Here is a 20,820-nt window from a genome sequence, read left to right on the forward strand (position 1 = left end):
CGATGGGTGACATTAAGGGCTTCCTGAAGCACGAGCGCAGCACGCCCGAGCACCGGCCGGTGCCCGTACGACTGCAGGACTGGGACGAGGTCTACGAGGACTTCCCGAGCGAGGAACTGCGTCTGCAGGCAAGCCGCTGCATGGACTGCGGCATCCCCTTCTGCAACAGCGGGTGTCCGCTCGGCAACATCATCCCGGACTGGAACGACCTCGTGTACCGCGGCTACTGGGACACGGCCATGGACCGCCTGCACGCCACCAACAACTTCCCCGAGTTCACCGGTCGCCTGTGCCCCGCACCGTGTGAGACGGCCTGCGTGGTGGGCATCAACCAGCCTCCGGTGGCCATCAAACAGGTCGAGGTGACGATCGTCGACACCGCCTGGGACAACGGCACGGTGGCACCGCTGCGACCCACGCGTCACACCGGTCGCTCCGTGGCGGTCATCGGCAGCGGGCCGGCGGGCCTGGCAACGGCACAGCAGCTGACGCGAGCCGGGCACCGCGTGGTGGTCTACGAGCGGGCGGACCGAATCGGCGGCCTGCTGCGCTACGGGATCCCTGAATTCAAGATGGAGAAGTCGGTGCTGGACCGCCGGCTCGCACAGATGCGCGCAGAGGGCACGGAGTTCCGCCGCAATGTCAACGTGGGCGTGGACATCACCGGCGAACAGTTGCGCTCCGGGTACGACGCGGTGGTCATCGCCACCGGGGCCACCCAGGCTCGCGACCTACCCGTTCCCGGCTGTGAGCTGGGTGGCATCCACCAGGCGATGGACTTCCTTCCTTGGGCCAACAAGGCCCAGGAGGGCGACCTGGCCGTCGACGAGGTGCCTATCTCGGCCGCCGGCAGGAAGGTGCTGATCATCGGCGGCGGCGACACCGGTGCGGACTGCCTCGGCACGTCGCACCGCCAGGGAGCGGAGTCCGTTCACCAGTTCGAGATCATGGAGCGTCCGCCCGACGAGCGTCCGCCCGCCAACCCATGGCCCACCTGGCCCTTCATCTACAAGGTCACATCTGCCCACGAGGAAGGCGGGGAGCGGGTGTATGCGGTCAACACCAGCGAGTTCGTCGGCGACGAGGACGGCAACGTGCGTGCCGTCCGCTTCGTGGAGGTGAGCCAGGAGATGGTGGACGGCCGTCCCAACTTCGTGCCGATCGAGGGCACCGAGTCGGAACTCGAAGTCGATCTGGTGCTGCTGGCCATGGGCTTCACCGGTCCGGAGCGCACTGGTCTGCTCGACGAGTTCGGTGTCGAGCTCGACGAGCGCGGCAACGTGGTGCGCAACGACGACTGGGAGTCCACGGTCTCCGATGTGTTCGTGGCCGGCGATGCCGGCAGGGGGCAGAGCCTCATCGTGTGGGCGATCGCGGAAGGCCGCTCGTGTGCGGCGGCTGTCGACCGCCACCTCATGGGTGAGACGGACCTTCCTGCTCCTGTGCTTCCCACCGACCGTCCGATGACCTGAGTCATGTCACCTCAGCCACCGCTGCGGGTGGTGGTGGTCCACTGGAACAGCCCTGCTGACTGCGCGGCCACAGTCACGCGCCTGCTGGACAGCACTGTGGCCGTGCGCGTCACCATCGTCGACAACGGCTCGGGTGCCGAGGAGCGCGCCGAGCTGGAGAGCCGGCTGGCCGCGCTACCGGGCGCGGGGTCGGCGGAGATCGTCGATGCCGGCTCCAACCTCGGTTTCGGCCCCGGGGCCAACCTTGGCCTGCGACGCTTCCTGGAGCGTCCCGGTGACGGCGAATGGGTGGCCCTGGTTCCCCACGATGTCGAGGTCGGGCGCGAGACATTCGAGCTGATGCTTGACGCAGCTGGCGCCGTGCCGACCGCGGGGCTCTGTTGCGCCGACGTGGGTGACGCCATGGTGCCGGTGATCGACCCGTACTTCGGCGGCATGACGGTGCCCGGTGGCAACGAGCCCGGCTGGGAGCCGGTGGACTATCCGCACGGAACCCTGATGATGCTGCGGCGCGGCTGCCTGGCCGAGGTGGGCCTGTTCGACGAGCGGTTCTTCTCCTACTGCGAAGAGGCCGACCTGGCCCTCCGGGCGCGCAAGGCGGGCTGGGAGGTGGGGCTGGTGCGCGGCGCAATGGTGCACAACGTCACCCTCGGGTCATCGGTGTGGATGGTGGACTACCTGCAGACCAGAAACACACTGCTGCTGGTGCAGGAGATGTCTGGTTGGTACCACGCCTTCATCCGCATCTGCTTCACGATGATCCAGATTGTCCGCGGGCTGCGTGACCGCTCGACGCAACCGCCGGTCTTCGACGCGTCAGCACGGGTGGCCGGCGTGCGCGACTTCATGCTGCGACGGTTCGGGCCCCCGCCGAGCTGAGTCGGAACAGCGTCGCCACAGCGATCACGTAGGTGCCGAGGGCGATGAGTTGCACGGTGCCGAATCCCCACGACATGGCGAGGATCGTGGTGAGTACCGAGCCGATCACGGAGAACACGCCGTTGATCGCCCAGCCCCAGGCCACGTATTCGTCGGCATGGTCGCTGAGCCCCGCCACGGTGCGCAGGCCGAACGGCATGAACATGCCGAGGCACAGCCCGAGAGGTGCAAGCACCACGAACGCGATCAGCACCCGCACCAGGAACGGCGCGGTCAGCGTGGCATCGGTCAGGGGGCCCAGCCACAGGCGGTAGGCCACCGTGAGGAACGCGAGCACGCCGAGCAGCACCGGAAGGGCGCGGGTGGGCTCGGCGGAGAACCGGTTGGACCACAGCGCGCCGATGCCGGTGAAGACCAGGATCGAGGCCAGCGTGACCGTCAACGAGTAGCTGGGGTAACCGAGGTACTCGGCGAGCTGCTGGATCATCGTGATCTCGAACAGCATGAACCCGAGTCCGAGCGCTGCGAAGTACACCGCGGATGTGCCCTTGGCAGGGAGCCTCTTCCACTGCCTGCGGATCACCACGAACGGCAGCAGCAGGAACACAACAGCGAAGAGAGCGGCCACTCCGAGCAAGAGGAGCAGGACGCGTTCGCCGATGGCCACCTCGCGGTCCTCGATCGTGGCACTGCTGAACATGTCTCCGGCTACTTCCGTGAAGGGCGTGAAGTGCCAGAAGAATGGTGCGTCGTCGCTGATGGAACGAACGTCAGCGGGGTAGGCGGCCACCAGCTCGTCGAGTGCCTCGGGTGATTCGGCGGCCGCCAGGTCGGCCACGGGGCTGTCGGACCGTGCACCACCGGGGGAGTAGACAACCTCGCCACCCGGGGTGAGCTGCACCGCCTGCTCGAACGACTGCACCTCCTCGGCGGTGAAAGGAGTGCGCTTGACCATGATCGTGGAGAGCCCGCCGGAGAGCGGGTCCGTGCCCCGTCCCACGAGCAGGTGCTGGGAGGGGTCATCGACGCCGAACGCCTCGAGGGCGGTGCGGGCGGTAACCACGTAGCGGGCGGTGCGGTTCGGGCGCGCGTCGAAGTCGACCTCGCCGAACTGGGCGACGGACATGCCCCGGTCGCTCAGGTGGGCGAGGGTCTCCTCGATCATGTCCTCGGTGTACAGGAAGCTCTCAGAGAGGACGAAGGCGCCGGAGGAAGCGGCGTTGTTGGCCGCATAGCTGTCGGGTGCCACGAACCACACCAGGTCGAAGTCGCCGTTGGATCGGGCAAGGTAGGAGCGACCATCGCCCTGGGTGACAGTGACCTCGTCGAAGTCCTCGAGGTTGCCGTAGTAGTCGGCGTACTCACCGCGCAGCAGGTCGACCGTGACCGGGTTGAGCTCCACGGCCTCGATGTCCTCCACGCCCCGGTACAGCGACGCCAGGATCTCGTTGCCGCCGGCGGAGCCGATGATCAGCTCGCGTTCCGGCGGATCACCCATCACGTCGAACGGCCACGCACGTGGGTCTGTGTCGAACCGGGTGAGGCCGTCGACGTCGCCGTCGAAGCGGTGGATGGCCGATCCCCAGGTGCCGTCGTGGATCAGGAACAGGCTGTCGTCGGAGAACGGCACAGGACCCACATCGACGCGGAACACCGGCCCCCAGCCGCTCGCCTCGGCTCCCTCATTGGCGACCTTCGCGTCCTCGGTGCGGATCGTGGGGAGTGAGTCCTCGCCGAGCACTCCCAGAACCACCATCAGCGCCGTGACTCCCACGGCTCCCCAGCGCATCGCCATGGAGCGGTTCCAGCTGAGCGCCGCCCCGAGCGCCGCGAGCGTGGCCGCGGCAAACATGATCACGCTCGGCGGCCCGACCGTGGAGATGAGCGCCACCACCACGGCGCATCCGATGCCCGCCCCGATCAGGTCCGAGAAATACAGACGACCCACGTCGTCGCCCCCGCGGCCGAGCAGCGTCGCCACAATGATCCCGATGGCGATGAACGTGGCGAACAATGCGATGCAGATCACACCCAGTGCGGCGAAGCTGCGCAGGGACCTACCGGTGCCGTAGTCCCACAGGGCGATCGTGTCGATGGGGATCCACGCCACGACGCTGTAGCCGACGACCACACTGAGGGCGCCCAGCAGCGACGACCAGCGCAGGACTGCCGGCGTGTTCGCGCCGCGCAGGCGTTTGGACAGCACCACGGCGGTCGCGCCACTGCCGAGCCCCAGCAACGCCAGCCCGATCACGAGGTAGGTGTAGTAGTACCAGAGCTTGAATGAGATGACGCGGGTGTAGGCGACCTCCAGCAGCAACCCGGCGAGGCTGACCACGAAGATCGCAGCCAGGGCCGCCGGGCGGCTCATACCCATCGGCTGCTGCGCCGGCTGGTCACCCCCAGCCTGATCGTCGTCGGTCGCCGGCTCCTTGGTCGACAGTTCCTCGGTCTGCATCAACCAGCGAACCTAATGCGGCGTCCGCTGCACCATGCAGACCGTCCGACAAGGTGCTCGACGAGCAGAGCGGGTGTGGCACGCCTCGGAGGTGGCGGGGCATGCCGTCAGGTCGCCGGGTGGGCCCCGGGGATCTGCTGGCTTCGGGCACGGGGACATAGCCACCGGCGTGGGCACCCAGGGGCAACGGATTGCGGGCTCAGGGTTCTGAATCGCGTGTGGGTGGGAGTTCGCCGCGTTCCACGGCTGCGACCACGGGGCGGACCCTGAGCAGGTACCAGCCGGAGATCGCCAGGCCCGCGCACACGAAGAGGATGCCCAGCAGGATCATGGTCATCCAGGCGAGCTGGTTGCGTTCGGCAAGGGCCCACGCCCACTGCGGTCGCCGTGCGGCGTCGAGCAGCGCCCAGACGCTCAGGGCGAGTGGCGCCCCGACCAGCATCGTCACGACGATGCCCCGCAGCAGTTCGGACCAGGGCACGTGGACAGGCTACGCGAGTCTGCGACGACGTCCGTCCTCGCCCGCCGTGCTCCGCGGGGCCTCGCTGCGATCGCCCGGGCCGGGCCATGGCGGTATCAACACCACCGGTAGCTCGCGGCCGGCTATCCGGGCGAACTGGTGACGACCGGGATCCGAACCACCCGAGGCCCGCTAGTTTCGCCGCGATGAACGGATCAACGGATGGTGACCCCAGGTCGATCGCGGGACGCGTGATGGTCGTGACCGGCGCGGCCAGCGGAATGGGCCGGGCGACGGCCACCCTGCTCGCACGCCACGGCGCCCGCGTCAGCTGCTGGGACCTCAACGGCGAGGCCATCGAGGAGACCGCCCGGTTGGCCACCGATGCAGCGGGCGACGCAGGCGAAGCACTCGCCGTCGTCGCGGACGTCTCGGATTCCGACTCGGTTGCCGACGCCCACCTGCGCACCGTGGCCGACCTCGGCCGGGTGGACGGCCTTGTCAACAATGCCGGCATCAGCCTTCCGGCCGCCCTCGACTCGCCTGAGTGGACCGCGGCGTGGGATCGGACGATGGCGGTCAACCTGACCGGACCCGCCAACGTGTTGCGCACCTGCATCGAGGACCTCTGCCGCAATGGCGACGGCCGCGTGGTCAACATCGCATCCACCGAAGGCCTGGGCGCCACGCGCTACCTGTCGGCATACACGACCGCGAAGCACGGCGTGATCGGCTTCACGCGTTCGGCGGCGATGGAGTTGGCCGGCAGGGGAGTCACGGTCAACTGCATCTGCCCGGGACCGATCCACACCGGGATGACCGCGATCATCCCCGACGACGACAAGGAGCGCTTCGCCCGCCGCAGGGTTCCTATGCGCCGCTACGGCGATCCGGCTGAAGTGGCCCAGATGACGATGTCGCTGCTGCTGCCTGCCAACACCTACACGACCGGCGCGGTGCTGGCCGTGGACGGTGGCCTGACCGTGCAGAACACCTGACATGCCTGCCGCCGACGCCAACGAGCTTCCCAACCGGCATCCGTTCGCCGATGAGGTCCTGGATGCGATGTCCACCATGCGTGCGATGCGGCGGTACAGGACCGATCCGGTGCCCGAAGAGGACCTGTCGCGCATCCTGTTCACCGCCAGCCGAGCACCGTCGGGATCCAACCGCCAGAACTTCCGGTTCATCGTGCTGCGCGACAGCGAGGAGTCGACCCGCGCCAAGGCGCTCATCGGGGGAGTTGCGCGGGACATCTGGACCGCCAAGCGCGAGGCCGACGGCTACGACGAGGGGACCGGGGTGGAGCCAGACTCTCCCAAGGGACGCATGGCGGCGACGATGGAGCACTTCGTCGACAACTTCGAACAGATCCCCGTTGTGGTCATCGTGGCGGCGCTGCGGCACCGGCCGGGGCCGGAGGAGACGATCGGGGCGTCGGTGTATCCGGCCTGCCAGAACATGCTGCTGGCTGCACGCGCCCTTGGCTACGGGGCCACGATCATGACCTGGCACCGCGCTGTGGAGGGCGAACTGCGCGACGTGCTCGGCATTCCCGACGACGTGTTCCTCGCCGCGACCATCACGCTCGGGGTCCCAGCCGGTCGTCAGGGGCCGGTACGCCGCATGCCCGTCGAGGGGTTCGTGCACGATGGATGCTGGGGCGCGGAGGCCGACTGGCTGACCGAACCCGAAGGCACCCGCCACACCCGCTGGCGTCGCTGAGCAGCAGGTGCACAGGTGCCCGGTCAGGACTCGTGATGGCGGTCGAGGCGGTCGGCCCCGGCGTCCATTCCGGGCAGCTGGCCGGGGAAGGCGCCCAGTCGCTCGGTGACCAGGTCTGACACGGTCGCCTCGACCTCGTCCCAGTGGCTGGCACGCGGCCCGTCCAGTCCCTGGTTGCAGGGCTGGTCGAAGACGATCACCGTGTTGCCCATGGCCCGCAGAGCCTCCACGTTGTGCGGCGCGTCGTCGATGTACGCGGCGGCCTCCACCTGGGGCTTGGCGCCGAGGAAGCAGAGGTCGCGGTAGGGGATCCGGTTGGCGTCGAGCCACGACACGGTGTCGGCCACCACCTTTGCGTGCGACCAGTTGCCGACCAGTCGGTGGGTGATTATGCGGATCCAAACGCCGGCGTCCGACAGTCGCCAGAGTGCCTCGGCACACCCCTCGATGGCTTCCATGGTCAGGAACATGTCCTCCTCGAGCACGGCGCGCCGGTGGTGATCGAGGAAGCCGTCTCGGTCGAGGCCCCATTCGGAGTAGTCCCAGGTGACCTCGGTGGTCAGCTCCGACTCGTCGATGCCCCGGTGGCGGGCCACAGCGGCACGGAACGCACCCGTGTAGTCAGCGCACACGCCGTCGAGGTCGACGCCGAACACGAAGTCGTCGCTCATCTGGCGCCTGCCCGTACCAGTTCGCTCATCGGCTGTTGCGCATCGCCCAGTTGCGACGCCGGGCGTCGGCTGCGAGCACTTCGAAGTTGGCCAACGCAGCGTGCTGCCACGTGAGCTCGGATGCTCGCTGCACAGCGCCTTCCGAGAGCTGGGCGCGCAGTTCGGAGTCGGTGAGTACCTGGGTGAGTGCCGCCGCGATGTCGTCGTCGGTGTCGGCGAGGATGCCCGAGCTGCCGGGTGCAACAGCGTCGGCGTGACCTGCGATGTCGGTGGCAACGGTGGGGGTGCCGCACGCCGCTGCCTCGGTGAGCGTCATGCCCCAGCCCTCCCTGACCGACGCCGAGGCCACCGCCCAGCTACGGCGGTAGAGGTCGAGCAGTTCGGCGTCGCTCACCCGGCCGGGCAGCCTCACGGAGTCCCTGAGCCCGAGCCGTGCGATCTCGGCTTCGATGTCAGGGCGTTCGTAGCCTTCACCCACGATCACGAGTTCGGCATCGGGTACCTTTTCGACCACCTTCGACCAGATGCCCACCAAGCGGCCGAAGTTCTTCACCGGCACCAGGCGCCCGACTGCCATCACCAGTGGGGTGGGGTTCTTGGGGCCCTTCGGCGTGTAACCGGGGTCCACGCCCGGGGTTATGACGGTGATGTTCTGTGCCGGGAACCCCAGCTCGAGCATCTCCTCCTCGGAGGACCGCGACAGGGTGACGATCGGTTGGTTGCGGTACAGCTTCGGACCTATGCGCTCCTCGAGGAACACCCCCGCGGCGGCGATCGGCTTCGGCAGCGACATCCCCCACATAGGACCGTGGATGTGGTGCAGCCAGATCATTCGGGGGCCGCGACGCCAGATCGGCGAGGCGAACGGCATTCCGTTCCAGATCTCCACGAGACCGTCACACGGGCCGTAGCGGTGCACGGCCTCAGCGACTCCGGCACGGGGAAACACGGAGTAGCGGCTGCCCCGTCGCACCACCCGGTAGCCCTCCCGGTCGGCTTCGGGTGGCCGGCCGCCCGAAGCCGAGGTGCGATGGGTCACCTCGATGCCGGACTGCACCCAGATCGAGGCGATGTTGTGGGCGTGGATCTCGGATCCACCTGCCTCGTCGTCGTCGAGGTCACGCCACGCGAGCATGTGTACCGTGCGGATGCCTGCTTCCTCGGCGAGGTCCGCAATGCGGCGGCGCACTTCGTCGCTGGCTTCGGGTGTGTTCACTCAACTCCTATGCTTCAGAACGCCCCCCCAGGCTGTGGGGTAGCCACGGACCGCAGGGCGGATCCCATGCTACGCAGCGGCCGAAGCGATCCCGAGCACCCGGAGGCCAGCAAGTGAAACTGACCGGCGAACGCCCCATGCAGGGCGAGACACCCGACAGCCTCCTGGCGCTACACGCCGCCGGCTACCGCGAGGTGCGCGACCGCATGGGTACCGGCAGGTTCCTGGATGTCGGTTGCGGGCTGGGCGACGAGAGCGTCGGGTTCACCGGCGAGGGTCGATTCGTGGTGGGTGTCGACTATGACGCCGAGACCGCGGCCAGCGCCGTTCGCGCCCACGGCAACGCCGGGTTGCTCACCGAGTGTGCCGACGGCTCGATGCTCGGCCTGCGGACCGGCGCGTTCCAGGACGTTTGCTCCAGCCACCTGATCGAGCACTTCACCGACCCCGAACACCACGTACGCGAGGTGTCGCGGGTGTTGTCCGGGGACGGAACTGCGTTCTTCCTGACACCGAACGAGCCGGCGGACTTCGAGAACCCGTACCACGTGTACCTGTTCACTCCCGACACGCTCAGCGAGATGCTGGGACGTCACTTCGAGTCGGTGGAGCTCTACGGCCTCGATGGGGACGCCGAGGTCAAGGAGGATTTCGCGACCCGGCGCGCAATGGCGGACAAGCTGTTGCGCTTCGACCCGCTGGGGCTGCGCCACAAGCTGCCACGCAGGGCATTCGTGTGGCTGCACGCCACAGGACGCCGCGTTGCCTATCGCTACACCAACACCGACCAGACCGGCGGTTCGTCGGGTATCACCGAGGATCAGTTCGCGCTCACCGACGACATCGACGACACCACACTGGTGCTATTCGCTGTCTGCCGCAGCCCGATCCGCTGAGTCGGCCTCGGTCGCCCCGGCGGCTGCGGCGTTGCGGCGCAGCCACGACACCAAGGGGTCCACGGTGAGCAGAGCCACAGCAGCGAGGGTCCAGGCATGGGTGACCTCGAACTGGTTCATCCAGTTGAAGTCGACCAGGTAGCCATTGCGCCACTGCTTGGCGACCACGTATCCGGCGGCCGCGCCGTAGAGCACGATACCGGCGATGCGAACCAGGGGCTGGGCCCGCGGGAGCGCGAGCGCCGCCGCTGAGAGGAGGCCCACGGCGACCCCGACGGGCCACCCGACCAGCAGCCAGGTCACGACGCCGGTCGCGAGGGCCGCCGCTGCGGCCGCTCCGGCTGACATCGCCGCCCCCTCACTTCCGAGCGGGTCCACGAGCGCCGGCGACATCGACCTCGGTGCGGCCCGCAGTGCGTCGCCTCCCCAGCGGCGGAGCGGACGGATCACCATGGCAATGCACACGAGCACGCCGATCGCGGAGGCCACCAGGGCGATCCAGACGAGGCGCTGCGGGGTCCACTGCACGCTGATCGTCGCATCGGAGCCCACTTCATCGGGAGCGACCCGCCAGCCGTTGGCGTAGCCGTTGATGAGGGTCGGTTCACCAAGGTCGACCGCGGAGTTGGCCTCGGCCTCGAAACCCGGGCTGTATGACTGTCCGAGTACCACCCAGTAGGGCTCGGTGGCCCCTTCGACGTCGTACTCCCAGCGCAGGCGGGAGGGGGTGCCGGCGCGCGTGGCGGGTGGCGGATCCACCGGCGCAGGCCCCTCGACGAGTGTGTCGGGGCCGGCCGAGCCACCCGCTGCGGACGCTAGTACCACCTGGTCGAGGTCGAATCCGCTGGTCGATCCAGGCTCGGTGCGCAGCAGGGTTGAGCCGGCCGGTATCGCCACGTCGGTGCATGCCGCCCATGGCATGAGGCTGAGTTCCAGGGCCTCGCCGACGGTGCCGTCGATGCTCACGGGCACGTCCAGTCCATCGATCTCGAGCATGCCGGTTCGACACGTTGGGTCCAGCGGTGTGTCTGCCGGTGGTACGTCGAGCTGAACCGGCAGACCCAGCTCGGCGATGCCGACGGGAAGCACAGTGGGGAATCCCGAGAACCAGTCGGAGGAGTTGGCCTCCTGGATCTCCTCGATGGTGATCCTGATGCTGGTGGCCTCGGTGGACGTGAACGGCACCCGGACCGTCTCGGTGGCCAGCTCCGCGCCCTCCGTCACGCCGATGCGAGGTACGTCCACGGAGGTCGGTTCGGCACCATCCACAGAGACCGCCAGCCGGGCGGGTAGGGAGTGCAGGGGGTCGTTGCGCACCGTGAGGTCGAACCCGTCGAATGCGAATGGCTCCGGCGCAACGACCTCTAGCGTGGCTCCGACGACGTCGTTCACGGGGGTCTGCCATGCAGTGCCGGGATCGCCGTCGAGGGCCGACGCGCCGCGGGAGCGCAGGTCGCCCGCCAGGCGCGTGGAGCTGGTCACCTGCACGCCACCCTCATCGGGGGGCGTCATGCCGATCAGGGCATCGATGGTGGCCTCGTCGGCGGTGGTCGACATGCGTGCGCTGCCGAACGCCGTGTAGCTGCGTCCCAGCGGGCCATCCACCCAGCGCAGCATCGCCGGCTCTTCGTCGCTGACGACCACCTCTGACGGGTTGGCGGATCGCCGTGTGAAGACGTAGGTGAGTGGGTGGTCGATCGAGTCCTCGCCTGCGGCGTCGAGCAGGTCGGTGGGCGGGCGGATCACCTCGACAACGGGCTCCACCCCTTCGATCTCGATCTCCGCGAATCCGGCATCGGCCATGCCGAGGTAGCGATCGAGTCGCGGCACGTTGAGGTCGCTGATGGTGATCCGCAGGGTCGAGAAGGTGCGCTCGCCGAACTCGACGAGTTCGCCCGGTGGCGCCCAGGACGCCTCCCCCAGGGGCACCGTCACGGTGTCACCGTCGTCGAAGGCCAACTCGACCTCGGTGATCCGGCGTTGTGGCACGGGCTGGCGCTGCAGGAGCCGCACCGACGATGCGGTCACCGGCTCGTCCAGGTCGATCTCGATGAACTCACCCCGGGGTTCGTCGAAGGCCGCCACCTTCCAGGCTGTCGACGGATCCCCGTCGAGGGCCGCCGCAGCGCGGTCAGAGGGCGTGTACGAGACAGGGTTCCCGTAGCCGGAGGCGGAGACGGTCGCACCCCCGAGCTGCTCGGAGACCGTGTATGACTCGTTGCCGGCACCAGGGAACTTGTCGAGCCTGTTGTCACCCGGATCGGGGTCGAGTGGCTCCTCGTCGGAGCGTTCGGTGTAGCCGTCGTTCTCGCGCACGGAACCCCAGCGGCGGCCCTGGCGCCGGTTGGTGTCGGTCACCACGAGCTGTGCTCCGTCGGTGGCGATCAGCGCCTCGAGCTCCTCGGGATCCTCTGCGAACGATGCGGGGTAGAAGATCGCACGGTCGGGGTCCAGCGCACCGGTGCGTGCCCAGGCGACGATGCCTGCACCGTCGCCGGCCAGGAGGGTGGGCGTTGCCGCCGACACGGTCCGTGCGATGGGGCGCGGGTCGCCGACGTCGAACAGCGAGACCGCCGGAGCGTCCGGCAAGCCGATCTCGTGGCCGAAGTACAGCTCGTCGTCGAGGCGCAGGGCATCGGAAGCCTGGTTGGCGGTGGCGGTTCCGAACTCGCCGGCCTCCTCAAGGCCGGCGGCTGCCAGCAGATCCGCGTAGACGATGTCGGGACGGGGGCTGCGGAAGCGCTCGTACTGCAGGTCCCCGCGGTGTGCGATCGTGCCGATTCCGAGCAACTGAGCGATCGGTTGCAGAGTCGCGGGGTCGAAGCTCCCCTCCTGCAGCGGCACGTCCCATGCGTTGAGCAGGTCCGCGGAGTTGGCCGTGCCGTAAGGGATGAGCTCGCGGGCGACGAATGGTCGGTCGATCAGCCCCGGCGTGATCGGGTCGACGGTGTTGCCCCAGCGGTACGAGGCGAAGTCGGTGCCGGGCATCTCATAGACGCGGTTCTGTTGTCCATCGGGGGTGTAGCCGCCGGCGTCCATCGCGGCGGCTGCATCGAGCCAGTATTGCGGGAGGTGCTCATCGCGCTTGAGGTTGCGGTCGACCATCTGGCCCGCGAACAACGCCCACTGATTGAGGCATACCAACAGCAGCAGCGCACCGGACAGCGGCAGTCGCCAACCCGGCCAACGCCGGGCCACCGCAGCGAGGCCTGCTGCCAGCAGCACCGCGAGCCCGAGGGCGATGAGCGGTAGGGCACGCGGCGTCGAGCGGAATGCGAGGCCGGAATCCGTGGTGGTCCAAGCCTTGAACACCGCGCCGGCCGGCGTTGACCGCTCCCACGGATGCGCCCCGACGCCGAGTACGAGTCCGACGGCGACCAGCGCCGCGAAGTACCCGCGGTTGGCGAAACGGGTCACGAATCCCGACACGACGGCGAGGCCCGGAACAGTGAAGCTGAGGGCGAGCGCCCACGGGTTCTCGACCATTCTCTCCGCGGGGGCGATCCAGGCTCCGAGCGCGTCGCGGCCGTAGAAGAACCAGTACCCGAGGCCGCGTAGCAACTCGGTGCTGAGGGCGGCGTTTGCGACCGTGTAGTAGGTCTCGGTGTAGCGCAGGATCGGTATGCCGAAGGCGCCCTGCACGGCCAGCCCTGCGACCCACCACAGCGATGTGATCCCGGTCAGCAACGTTATGCGTAGTCCGGCGGCGAGGGCGGTGCGGAACGCGACCTCGCGGCTCACCCACACGGCGTGGGCCATCCAGAGGATCGGGCCCGCCATCACGAGGATCAGGGAGGTGGCGTTGACACCGCCCACTGTGAGGGTCACCAGGGCGAACACCGCCGGCCACCGCCAGCCGCCCCGTCGCATGCACCGCGATGCGAGTCCGATCAGCCATGGCAGGCCGGCGAAGGGGAGCAGGATCACCGAGATGCGTGCGCCATAGTGCAGCAGGTAGGGCGACAGCGCGTAGGCGAACGCGGCAACGGTGAGGCCCGGGCCCTGCCAGCGCAGTTCGCGCATCATGAACCGCACACCCATGCCGGCTGCGAAGATGATCGTGCCGAGCCAGAGACGCTGGGCCACCCAGTCGGGCACCCCGAGGGTGTCCCAGAACCAGTACCAGGGGCCCATCGGCCACAGGTACCCGATGTTCTGGTGGGTCACGGTGCCAAGGCCGATGTTCGTGTCCCACATGGACGCGGCCCGGCTCAGCAGCCGGGCAGGATCCAGGTACAGATAGGTCTTCGTGTCGGCACCGATCTCGCCCGGTGCTGTGACCAGCAGGGGCAGGTACGCGACCAACGCCATGAGGACGCTGCCGATGGCGGGGCGGCGGATGAAGCCGAGGGGCCGCTTGGGGGTCGCCTCGGCGGGCGCATCGGTGCTCATGGACTGGCCGCGAATCTAGTTGTCCCGGGGCTCGTGCCGGATCCACCAGACGGTGCCCGGCCCCAGGGTCCCTGGCATCCGCGGCCAGCCGCCACAGCGCTCAGTCGGGGGGTTCGGGGATCACGAAGTCGAAAGGCGACAACAGCCATGCAGTGAGTTCTGACTGCTGGGCCCCGGAGCCTTCGGGAACCGTGCCGTGCACGAGGAACGCCGCCATGTCGGCCGTGTCGAGCTGGGGCCGCCACGACGTGACCCCGGTCGCGAACCCGCCGGGCAGGATCGCCGTCAGAACCAACAACCCGACCGAAGCCCGCCTGAGCATGGCTCCGGGCCACATCGCAGCGATCCACACGGCGCCACCAGCAAGCAGCGGAGCGGTGATCACGGCGTAGACGCGGGTCTCATCCAGCGTTATCGCAACGGGAACCATGGCAGCAACGGCCATCGCCGCCATGACGAGCCACGCCCGGCCGCCACGGTTCGGTTGCGCCGGCCCGCGCCGGCCGATGAACCAGAGTGTTGCCACGGCAACGATCACCAGCCAAAGGGGACCCCACAGTGTCCAGGTCAGCCCCAGCAGGTGTTGTGTGTGGTGCTCGGCGAAACCTGACAGGCCGTAGTCGAGGAAGTCGGTGCGCGGGGTGAGGATCTCGATGTCGTTGAGTCGGAACCAGGCCTGGCCGAGCCCCCAGCCGATCGCAACGCCTCCCGCAGCGCTGCCCACGTCGATGGCTGCCGCCCCGGGGCTGCCCTCGGAGTCCGGGAGTGCCCAGCGGACCATGCCGGCGACCCCCGCCATGAAAAGAGCCTGTTCGGGATGCGTCAACCCAGCCAGCAGGCCCAGGGCGATGACTGCCCAGCGCCGACGCACCAGCACCATGGCGATGCCACACAGGCCGGTGACCGGATCCGGCTGGCCCAGCCACTGCATCGACACGGTCACGAGCGGCGACGCGGCCAGCAGCACGGTCAGGTTCCGCGCACTTGCATGCCCGAACCGCAGCCGGGCGAGCGCTGTCACGGCGGCCCAGCCGAGCACCAACACCACCAGGTGCAGTCGCGCAACCTCATGGGGGTCGGCCTGGCCGAGCACGCGTGCCGCCGTGGTCATGGAGAGGTCGGACAGCAGGTAGTCACCGGCGATGGTCTCCGAGAACGGGTTCTCGCCCGGCCGCTGCGCGATCAGCGACACGAAGGCCAGGTTGGGCGTTGCCCACAGCCCGTTGTGCAGCAGTGCCACCACGAGCGACCCGAGCCACCACAGGCCCAGCTGCCACCACGGTGCTGCTGTGCCCGAGTGGTCGGTGGATTCCGTGCCAGGGGACTGCTGCTGGGATGCGGCCCCGCTCATTGGGGCGAAGCTAGCCGAGTGTCCGGCTGCGGGTTTCGATGGTCACGGACCCGCCGAAGCCCACAAGTAGCATCGGCGGCGTGGTGCAGACCGCCGCGGTACGGCGGCCGACGAAGTTCTCCTACGTGCCCGCCCTCGACGGGTTGCGTGGCCTGCTGGTGTTCCCGGTCGCCCTGTTCCACTTCTCCATCACCGCGGGGTGGGACCCGACCCGGGTCTATGCGCCCGGTTCGTTCTTCGCCCCGTCCACGTTCTTCGCGCTGTCCGGCTACCTGATCACGTCGCTGCTGCTCGCCGAACGCGAACGCTCCGGCGGGATCGACGGACGGGGATTCTGGTCACGCAGGTTCCGCCGCCTGTTGCCATCGTCGGTGGCCGTGATACTCGCAGCGTCGGTGCTCACGGCGCTCTTTGCCGACCTCTGGGGGCCCCTGCCCGGCAGCGACGTGGCCGCCGGCTTGTTCAGCCTGTCGAACTGGCAGGCGATCCAGCTGGCGGACGCGGGGGAGACCTGGCGCCTCCTCGGCCCCCTCGGTGTGTTCTGGTCGCTCGGCCTCGAGGAGCAGTTCTACCTGGGCCTCTTCACGGTCGTGATAATCGCAAGCGCGCGGGCCAAGGCGATGACGGGCTGGCTCGTCGGCTTGCTCGTGGCCGTCGGCGTGTGGTCGATAGCGTCTCTCGTTCTCATCGACTCCACCCCGCAACGCGAGTACTTCGGCACGGACACCCGCGCCTCGGAGCTGGTGGCCGGCTGCCTGCTGGCGGTGTGGGTGCACCACAAGGGCCTGCCGAAGGGTTGGGCGTGGAAGTGGGTGGGGGTCGCGTCGGTGGTCGCGGCCGTACTCGCGTGGACGTTCGTGCACGAAGATGACGCCTGGGTGCTCGGTGGTGGGCTCGCACTGTTCTCGATCGTGAACATCGGGCTGATCATCGGCGCCAGCGTCGCCGGCCCCATGGTCAGCGCGCTGTCCTTGGGTCCGCTGGTGTGGCTGGGGCGCCTCAGCTATCCCGTGTACCTGGTGCACTGGCCGATGGCGCTGATCATGCAGCCCGAGCGGATGGGGATGGTGGGCTGGCCGCTGATCGTCGTGCGCTTCGCTGCCTCGCTCCTTGTCGCATGGGGCCTGTACCGATTCTTGGAACGGCCCCTGCGCACCTCCCCGCTGGCGCAATGGCCCAAGGGCTTCGTGGTGTGGGCGGTGCCGGCCGCCACGGCACTCGTGCTGGCCATCTGGGTCTCCGGTTGGGGTTGGCCGGGATGACCGCTGCGACAGCCCCTCTGACCGCACCGCTGCGCCGGCCCCGCGAGCGCGCCTTCGGGCTCGACGTCACCCGCTCCATCGCAGCGGTCGGAGTGCTCATCACCCACGTTGCGTTCGCCACGGGCGTCGTCAACCCGCAGCGGTGGTCGTCTCCGCTGCGTGACATTCTCCCCCGGCTCGATGTCGGCGTGACCATCTTCTTCGTTCTGTCCGGTCTTCTGGTGAGCCGTCCGTTCGTGCGCAAGGTGCTGGCATCCTCGCCCCCTCCCGACACCCGTACCTACGCAGTACGCCGCCTGTCGCGGGTGTACCCCGTGTACTGGGTGGTCCTCGCGGTCACCCTCATCACGGTCGGTCGCGGCTCGTGGGGAGAGGTGCTGGCCGATGTGCTGCTGGTGCACATCTACGTGCCGGGATGGGCGATCGGCCCGATCACGCAGAGCTGGACGCTCGCGACCGAGATCGCCTTCTATGCGTTCATGCCCGCCTGGTTCGCCCTCCAGTCGTGGTGGCTGGACCGACGAGGCACCACGGAGCGGGCTGCGAGGGCCCGCTGGGTGGCCTGGGGGCTCGTCGGGTGGTTCTTCGTTGCGCTCGCCTGGCGAGCGGGGGTCGTGATCGGCACCGATCAGTTCGACTTCACCGCTCCGGAAGCGGTCGACACGCGTGGGGCTTTGCTGACCTGGCTTCCGGGGCACCTGGACGCCTTTGCCGTCGGCGTCGGACTCGCACTGTGGCACGAGACCGGACGTGCCGAGCCACTGAGTCGCACCTGGCGCCTCGTCAGCTACGGGATCGCAGCGGCGGCACTGTGGGTCGTGTCCACGGGGATCGACCTGCCACCTGTGTTCACCGGTTTCGATGGTCGACAGACACACCTTCGCCACTTGCTGTTCCTGGTCGTGGCGGCCGGCGTGGTGGTCCCTTCTGCGCTGGCCATGGATTCCGGCCCGCTGGACAGCCGCGGCGTCAAGGTACGCCCCGCATGGCGGCCCCAGCCGTGGGTGTCGAGGCTCGCTGCCGGAGCGGCTCTGGCTTCCTACGGCGTGTACCTGTGGCACCAGTGGGTGACCCACGAGCTGTTCCTCGAGCGCGGCCTGATCGAGTTCCAGGCGCCGTTCCCGAGCGTGCTCGCCGCAGTTCTGGTCGGCTCAACCGCCCTTGCGGCCCTGACCTACTGGTTCGTCGAGCGGCCGGCCACAACGATCGCCACCGGCAGGGGCGGGGGCACTCCGGCAGCCCAACCCCGCCAGCTCGGCCCGCAGCCCCGCCTCGACGGGTGGCGCGGCCTTGCCATCCTCGCCGTGCTCGGCACACACGTCGTGTTCCTCGACTCCGGCTCTGACCGGTTCGCATTGCGCGGCGGCTTTCTCGGCGTCGACGTGTTCCTCGGACTGTCCGCATTCCTGATCGCAGCGGTGCTGTTGCGAGAGTTGGACCTGAGCGAGGCTCGAACGGGTGAACCGGGCATCGACGGCCACGACTTCGCCCGGCGCCGAGCACGCCGACTGTACCCACCGCTCGTGGTGTTCCTCGTCGTTGAGGGCATTGTCGCGGTGGTGCTCGGCACCCGTCTGGGCGAGCAGCTGTTCCAGAGCCTCTTGGCGCTCACCTTCACCGCCAACTGGCAGCTCAGCTGGGGGTCACAGCCGCCGTTCGAGCTCGTGCACCTCTGGTCGCTGTCGCTCGAGGCCCAGTTCTACCTGCTCATGGCGGTGGGTCTCTGGGCGGCCCGGCGTCGCTTGACGCGGGCCGATCGCATCGTGGCGTTGCTCACGATCGGCGCGGTCCTGGTGTGCCTGTGGCGGCTGTGGCTGTACCGCCACGGCGTGGAGCTCGAGGCGCTCTATGAGCGCACCGACGCCCGCGCGGACTCGATGATGCTCGGTGTGGCCGCGGCGCTGGTTTGGCGCAGTCGGCTCGCGAGCGACCGCGCCATCCGCCTCGTCGGGGCCGCCGGAGCGGTCGTGCTGGGCATCGCTGTCGTGCTGGCCACACCGACATCACCCTGGCTGTTCGAGGGTGGTTTCACCGTGATCGCCGCTTGTGCCGCCGCCGTGGTGGCCGCGGCCGCCACCGGGTCAGGAGTCGTGGCCGCGATCGGAGGTTGGAGCCTGTTCAGGCACCTGGGAGCGATCTCGTACTCGCTGTACCTCTGGCACCTGCCCATCTACCTGTGGACGGTGCGGGCCATTCCCGACAGCCCACTGGGCGTGAAGATCGCGGTGGCGGTTCCCGCGTCGCTCCTGGTGGGCTGGCTGTCGTACCGACTGGTGGAGGTCAGGGTCCTGGCGGCCTGGCGTCGACGCACACCCTGACTCCGTCGGAGCCCTTGAGCCTGTAGGGCACGACGACCTCGGTGCCCACCGGAGCATCTTCGGGCAGCACGAGCGTGTGTGCCACGACCTGGGCGCCAACCACGAGTTCCACAACTGGTTCCTCGCCGAAGCGTGACAGCGCCACGACCTGGTCCTCGATGGCCCGGCCACCGGTTGCCGGCGCGGCCTCCACCAACACTGTGGAGCCCGGTAGGGCTGTCATCTCGGCTCCACAGTCGCGCTCAGCCGCCACAACCGTGTCCACCACGGCCAGGTCGAGTTCCACAGCGCCGAAGAACAGTTCGTCAGCAGCGGTTCGCTGGTCGGTGCGGCCACCGATGTCGCTGTCGGTCGCGCCCGCCAGGGGCGACCCGACCGAAGCCACCGCATCGAGGTATGCGCCGGCGGTCACGGGCACGAACGAGAGCGGCCGGATGACCGTGCCGGGGTCGAGTCGATCCGCGCCGGCGGCCTCCGCGGCATAGATGTTGGAGCGCAGGCCCGGTGCGGCCACCTCGACGGTGTCGGACCAGTCACCCATGTCGTCCACGAGCACGGCCGCGCCGATGACCAGCACCACCGTCGCGACCGTGGCTCCCCCCAGGGTTGCGCCAGTGCGCACCTGCAGCCCCGGCTGGTCGTCCTCGGTCCGTAGGAGCGCACAACCGGCGGCCAGGGCGGCGAACACGAAGAAGGCGCCGATGGTCCAGCCGTAGCGCAGTTCGTCGGGCGGGATCGGGGGAATCGTGTCCTGCCGCGTGAGGGCGGTGAGGGCGGCGAAGGCGAACGCCGCGGTGAGCGCGGAGCCAACGCGCGCGTCGAGGCGCCGTCGATGAACCGTGGCCGCCACGACGACTGCGACCAGCAGTCCGGCCAGCAACAGCCCACCGGGCTTCCAGCCAGCGGCGACTGCGGTGGTGCCGGCCCAGAGCATTCGCAGCAGGTAGGGCACTACCTGGCCGATGTCGGTCGAGATCTCATTGGCCTCGCGGTGGCCGAGCCACCACGCGAACCAGGCGAGGGAGGGCAGCGCCAGTGCCAGCCACGTGGCGGGGCGCGCCCGCCTGAGCAGCAGTTCCACGATCACCGCGCCGACCAGCACCACCCCGAGCCCCGACGTCGCCAACGCCAGTGCCGTCCACAGGCCGATGGCAACTAGCGAGGCGCGGTGGCCGGGTTGCTGCTCGAGGGCATCGAGGTGCCACCAGATCGCGAGCAGGGCGGCTATCGGCAGCGAGAAGTTCATCAGGAAGGGGAACATCACGTTGGTGACACCAGCGCTGTTCCACAGCACCGCTGCGACTGCGACAACCGCGACCCAGGGCCCCATCTGGCGCCCCGCGAAGCGCCACGCCTGGAAGGCGAGCACACCCAGCGCAACCAGCCCGAGGATCCGATATGGCACGTAGGAGTCGACCCCCACGGTGTGGAAGGCCATCTGGTACAGCCCCGCGGGGACCAGCGAGAGGTGGCCGTTGAACGGCTCGAGCAGGTTGCCCGAGTGATAGTCGGCGTAGATGTTCCAGTCGTCGCTGAAGAACCACAGGTTCCGGCCGATCCACGCCGCACACAGGATCAGGGCGGCCGACACGCCGACTGCTGCCAGCACCGGTGCCGGGATGGCAGGTCCAGGGGCGGGGGAAGGGTGCGGCTGCTCGCCGGCCGGTTCGTCCACGACGGGAGCGAGGTTACCGGAGGCCTCTGGGCGGGCCGTCTATGG

At 68.8% G+C, this 20,820-nt stretch carries 14 protein-coding genes; 7 read left to right on the forward strand and 7 right to left on the reverse strand.

The features are described from left to right. Positions 1 to 2: 2 nt before the first annotated feature. The gene (locus GY812_11855) at positions 3 to 1,472 is read left to right on the forward strand and encodes a glutamate synthase subunit beta (GenBank protein ID MCP4436170.1); all 1,470 of its coding nucleotides are present in this window, start codon (positions 3 to 5) and stop codon (positions 1,470 to 1,472) included. A 3-nt stretch (positions 1,473 to 1,475) separates the two neighbouring features. Next, a complete protein-coding gene (locus GY812_11860; GenBank protein ID MCP4436171.1) occupies positions 1,476 to 2,351 on the forward strand; it encodes a glycosyltransferase in 876 nt (291 codons plus the stop codon). Here GY812_11860 and GY812_11865 read toward each other — a convergent pair. Together GY812_11865 and GY812_11870 are read right to left on the reverse strand one after the other, a co-directional pair. Next, positions 2,317 to 4,809 carry a hypothetical protein gene (locus GY812_11865; GenBank protein ID MCP4436172.1) on the reverse strand — a complete coding sequence of 831 codons (2,493 nt, stop codon included), beginning with the start codon at positions 4,807 to 4,809 and terminating at the stop codon, positions 2,317 to 2,319. The two genes, GY812_11860 and GY812_11865, sit on opposite strands and share 35 nt — an antisense overlap. Before the next feature lie 199 nt (positions 4,810 to 5,008). Further along, positions 5,009 to 5,290, reverse strand: coding sequence for a hypothetical protein (locus tag GY812_11870; protein MCP4436173.1), 282 nt, complete (start codon positions 5,288 to 5,290; stop codon positions 5,009 to 5,011). Positions 5,291 to 5,475: 185 nt separating this feature from the next. Here GY812_11870 and GY812_11875 point away from each other — a divergent pair, with 185 nt between their 5' ends. Together GY812_11875 and GY812_11880 are read left to right on the forward strand one after the other, a co-directional pair. Then, a complete protein-coding gene (locus GY812_11875; protein ID MCP4436174.1) occupies positions 5,476 to 6,267 on the forward strand; it encodes an SDR family oxidoreductase in 792 nt (263 codons plus the stop codon). Position 6,268: 1 nt separating this feature from the next. Next, complete coding sequence (locus tag GY812_11880) at positions 6,269 to 6,994, forward strand: nitroreductase family protein (GenBank protein MCP4436175.1); 726 nt, start codon at positions 6,269 to 6,271, stop codon at positions 6,992 to 6,994. Between the two features lie 23 nt (positions 6,995 to 7,017). Here the strand turns inward: GY812_11880 and GY812_11885 are convergent, their stop codons facing one another. Together GY812_11885 and GY812_11890 are read right to left on the reverse strand one after the other, a co-directional pair. Beyond that, positions 7,018 to 7,665, reverse strand: a complete 648-nt coding sequence (locus GY812_11885) for a hypothetical protein (GenBank protein MCP4436176.1) — start codon at positions 7,663 to 7,665, stop codon at positions 7,018 to 7,020. Between the two features lie 25 nt (positions 7,666 to 7,690). Beyond that, a complete protein-coding gene (locus GY812_11890) occupies positions 7,691 to 8,881 on the reverse strand; it encodes a glycosyltransferase family 4 protein (protein ID MCP4436177.1) in 1,191 nt (396 codons plus the stop codon). Between the two features lie 113 nt (positions 8,882 to 8,994). Between GY812_11890 and GY812_11895 the strand changes: the two genes are divergently transcribed. Then, entirely contained in the window at positions 8,995 to 9,777 is a 783-nt protein-coding gene (locus GY812_11895; GenBank protein ID MCP4436178.1) for a class I SAM-dependent methyltransferase, read from the forward strand. Here GY812_11895 and GY812_11900 read toward each other — a convergent pair. Next, positions 9,745 to 14,169, reverse strand: a complete 4,425-nt coding sequence (locus tag GY812_11900; protein ID MCP4436179.1) for a DUF3367 domain-containing protein — start codon at positions 14,167 to 14,169, stop codon at positions 9,745 to 9,747. The two genes, GY812_11895 and GY812_11900, sit on opposite strands and share 33 nt — an antisense overlap. 100 nt (positions 14,170 to 14,269) lie before the next feature. Next, positions 14,270 to 15,520, reverse strand: coding sequence for a hypothetical protein (locus GY812_11905; GenBank protein MCP4436180.1), 1,251 nt, complete (start codon positions 15,518 to 15,520; stop codon positions 14,270 to 14,272). A gap of 80 nt (positions 15,521 to 15,600) precedes the next feature. On the opposite strand from GY812_11905, the gene GY812_11910 reads away from it, so the two are divergent. After that, on the forward strand, positions 15,601 to 16,782 hold the full coding sequence (locus tag GY812_11910) for an acyltransferase (GenBank protein ID MCP4436181.1): 1,182 nt from the start codon (positions 15,601 to 15,603) through the stop codon (positions 16,780 to 16,782). Beyond that, entirely contained in the window at positions 16,779 to 19,100 is a 2,322-nt protein-coding gene (locus GY812_11915) for an acyltransferase (protein ID MCP4436182.1), read from the forward strand. Before GY812_11910 ends, GY812_11915 begins: the two co-directional genes overlap by 4 nt. On the opposite strand, the gene GY812_11920 is transcribed toward GY812_11915, so the two are convergent. Then, positions 19,063 to 20,775: a hypothetical protein gene (locus GY812_11920; protein MCP4436183.1), complete on the reverse strand. Its 1,713-nt coding sequence runs from the start codon at positions 20,773 to 20,775 to the stop codon at positions 19,063 to 19,065. The genes GY812_11915 and GY812_11920 overlap by 38 nt on opposite strands. Between the last annotated feature and the right edge of the window lie 45 nt (positions 20,776 to 20,820).

This window comes from Actinomycetes bacterium (genome assembly GCA_024222295.1).
Classification (GTDB): Bacteria; Actinomycetota; Acidimicrobiia; order Acidimicrobiales; family Microtrichaceae; genus JAAEPF01.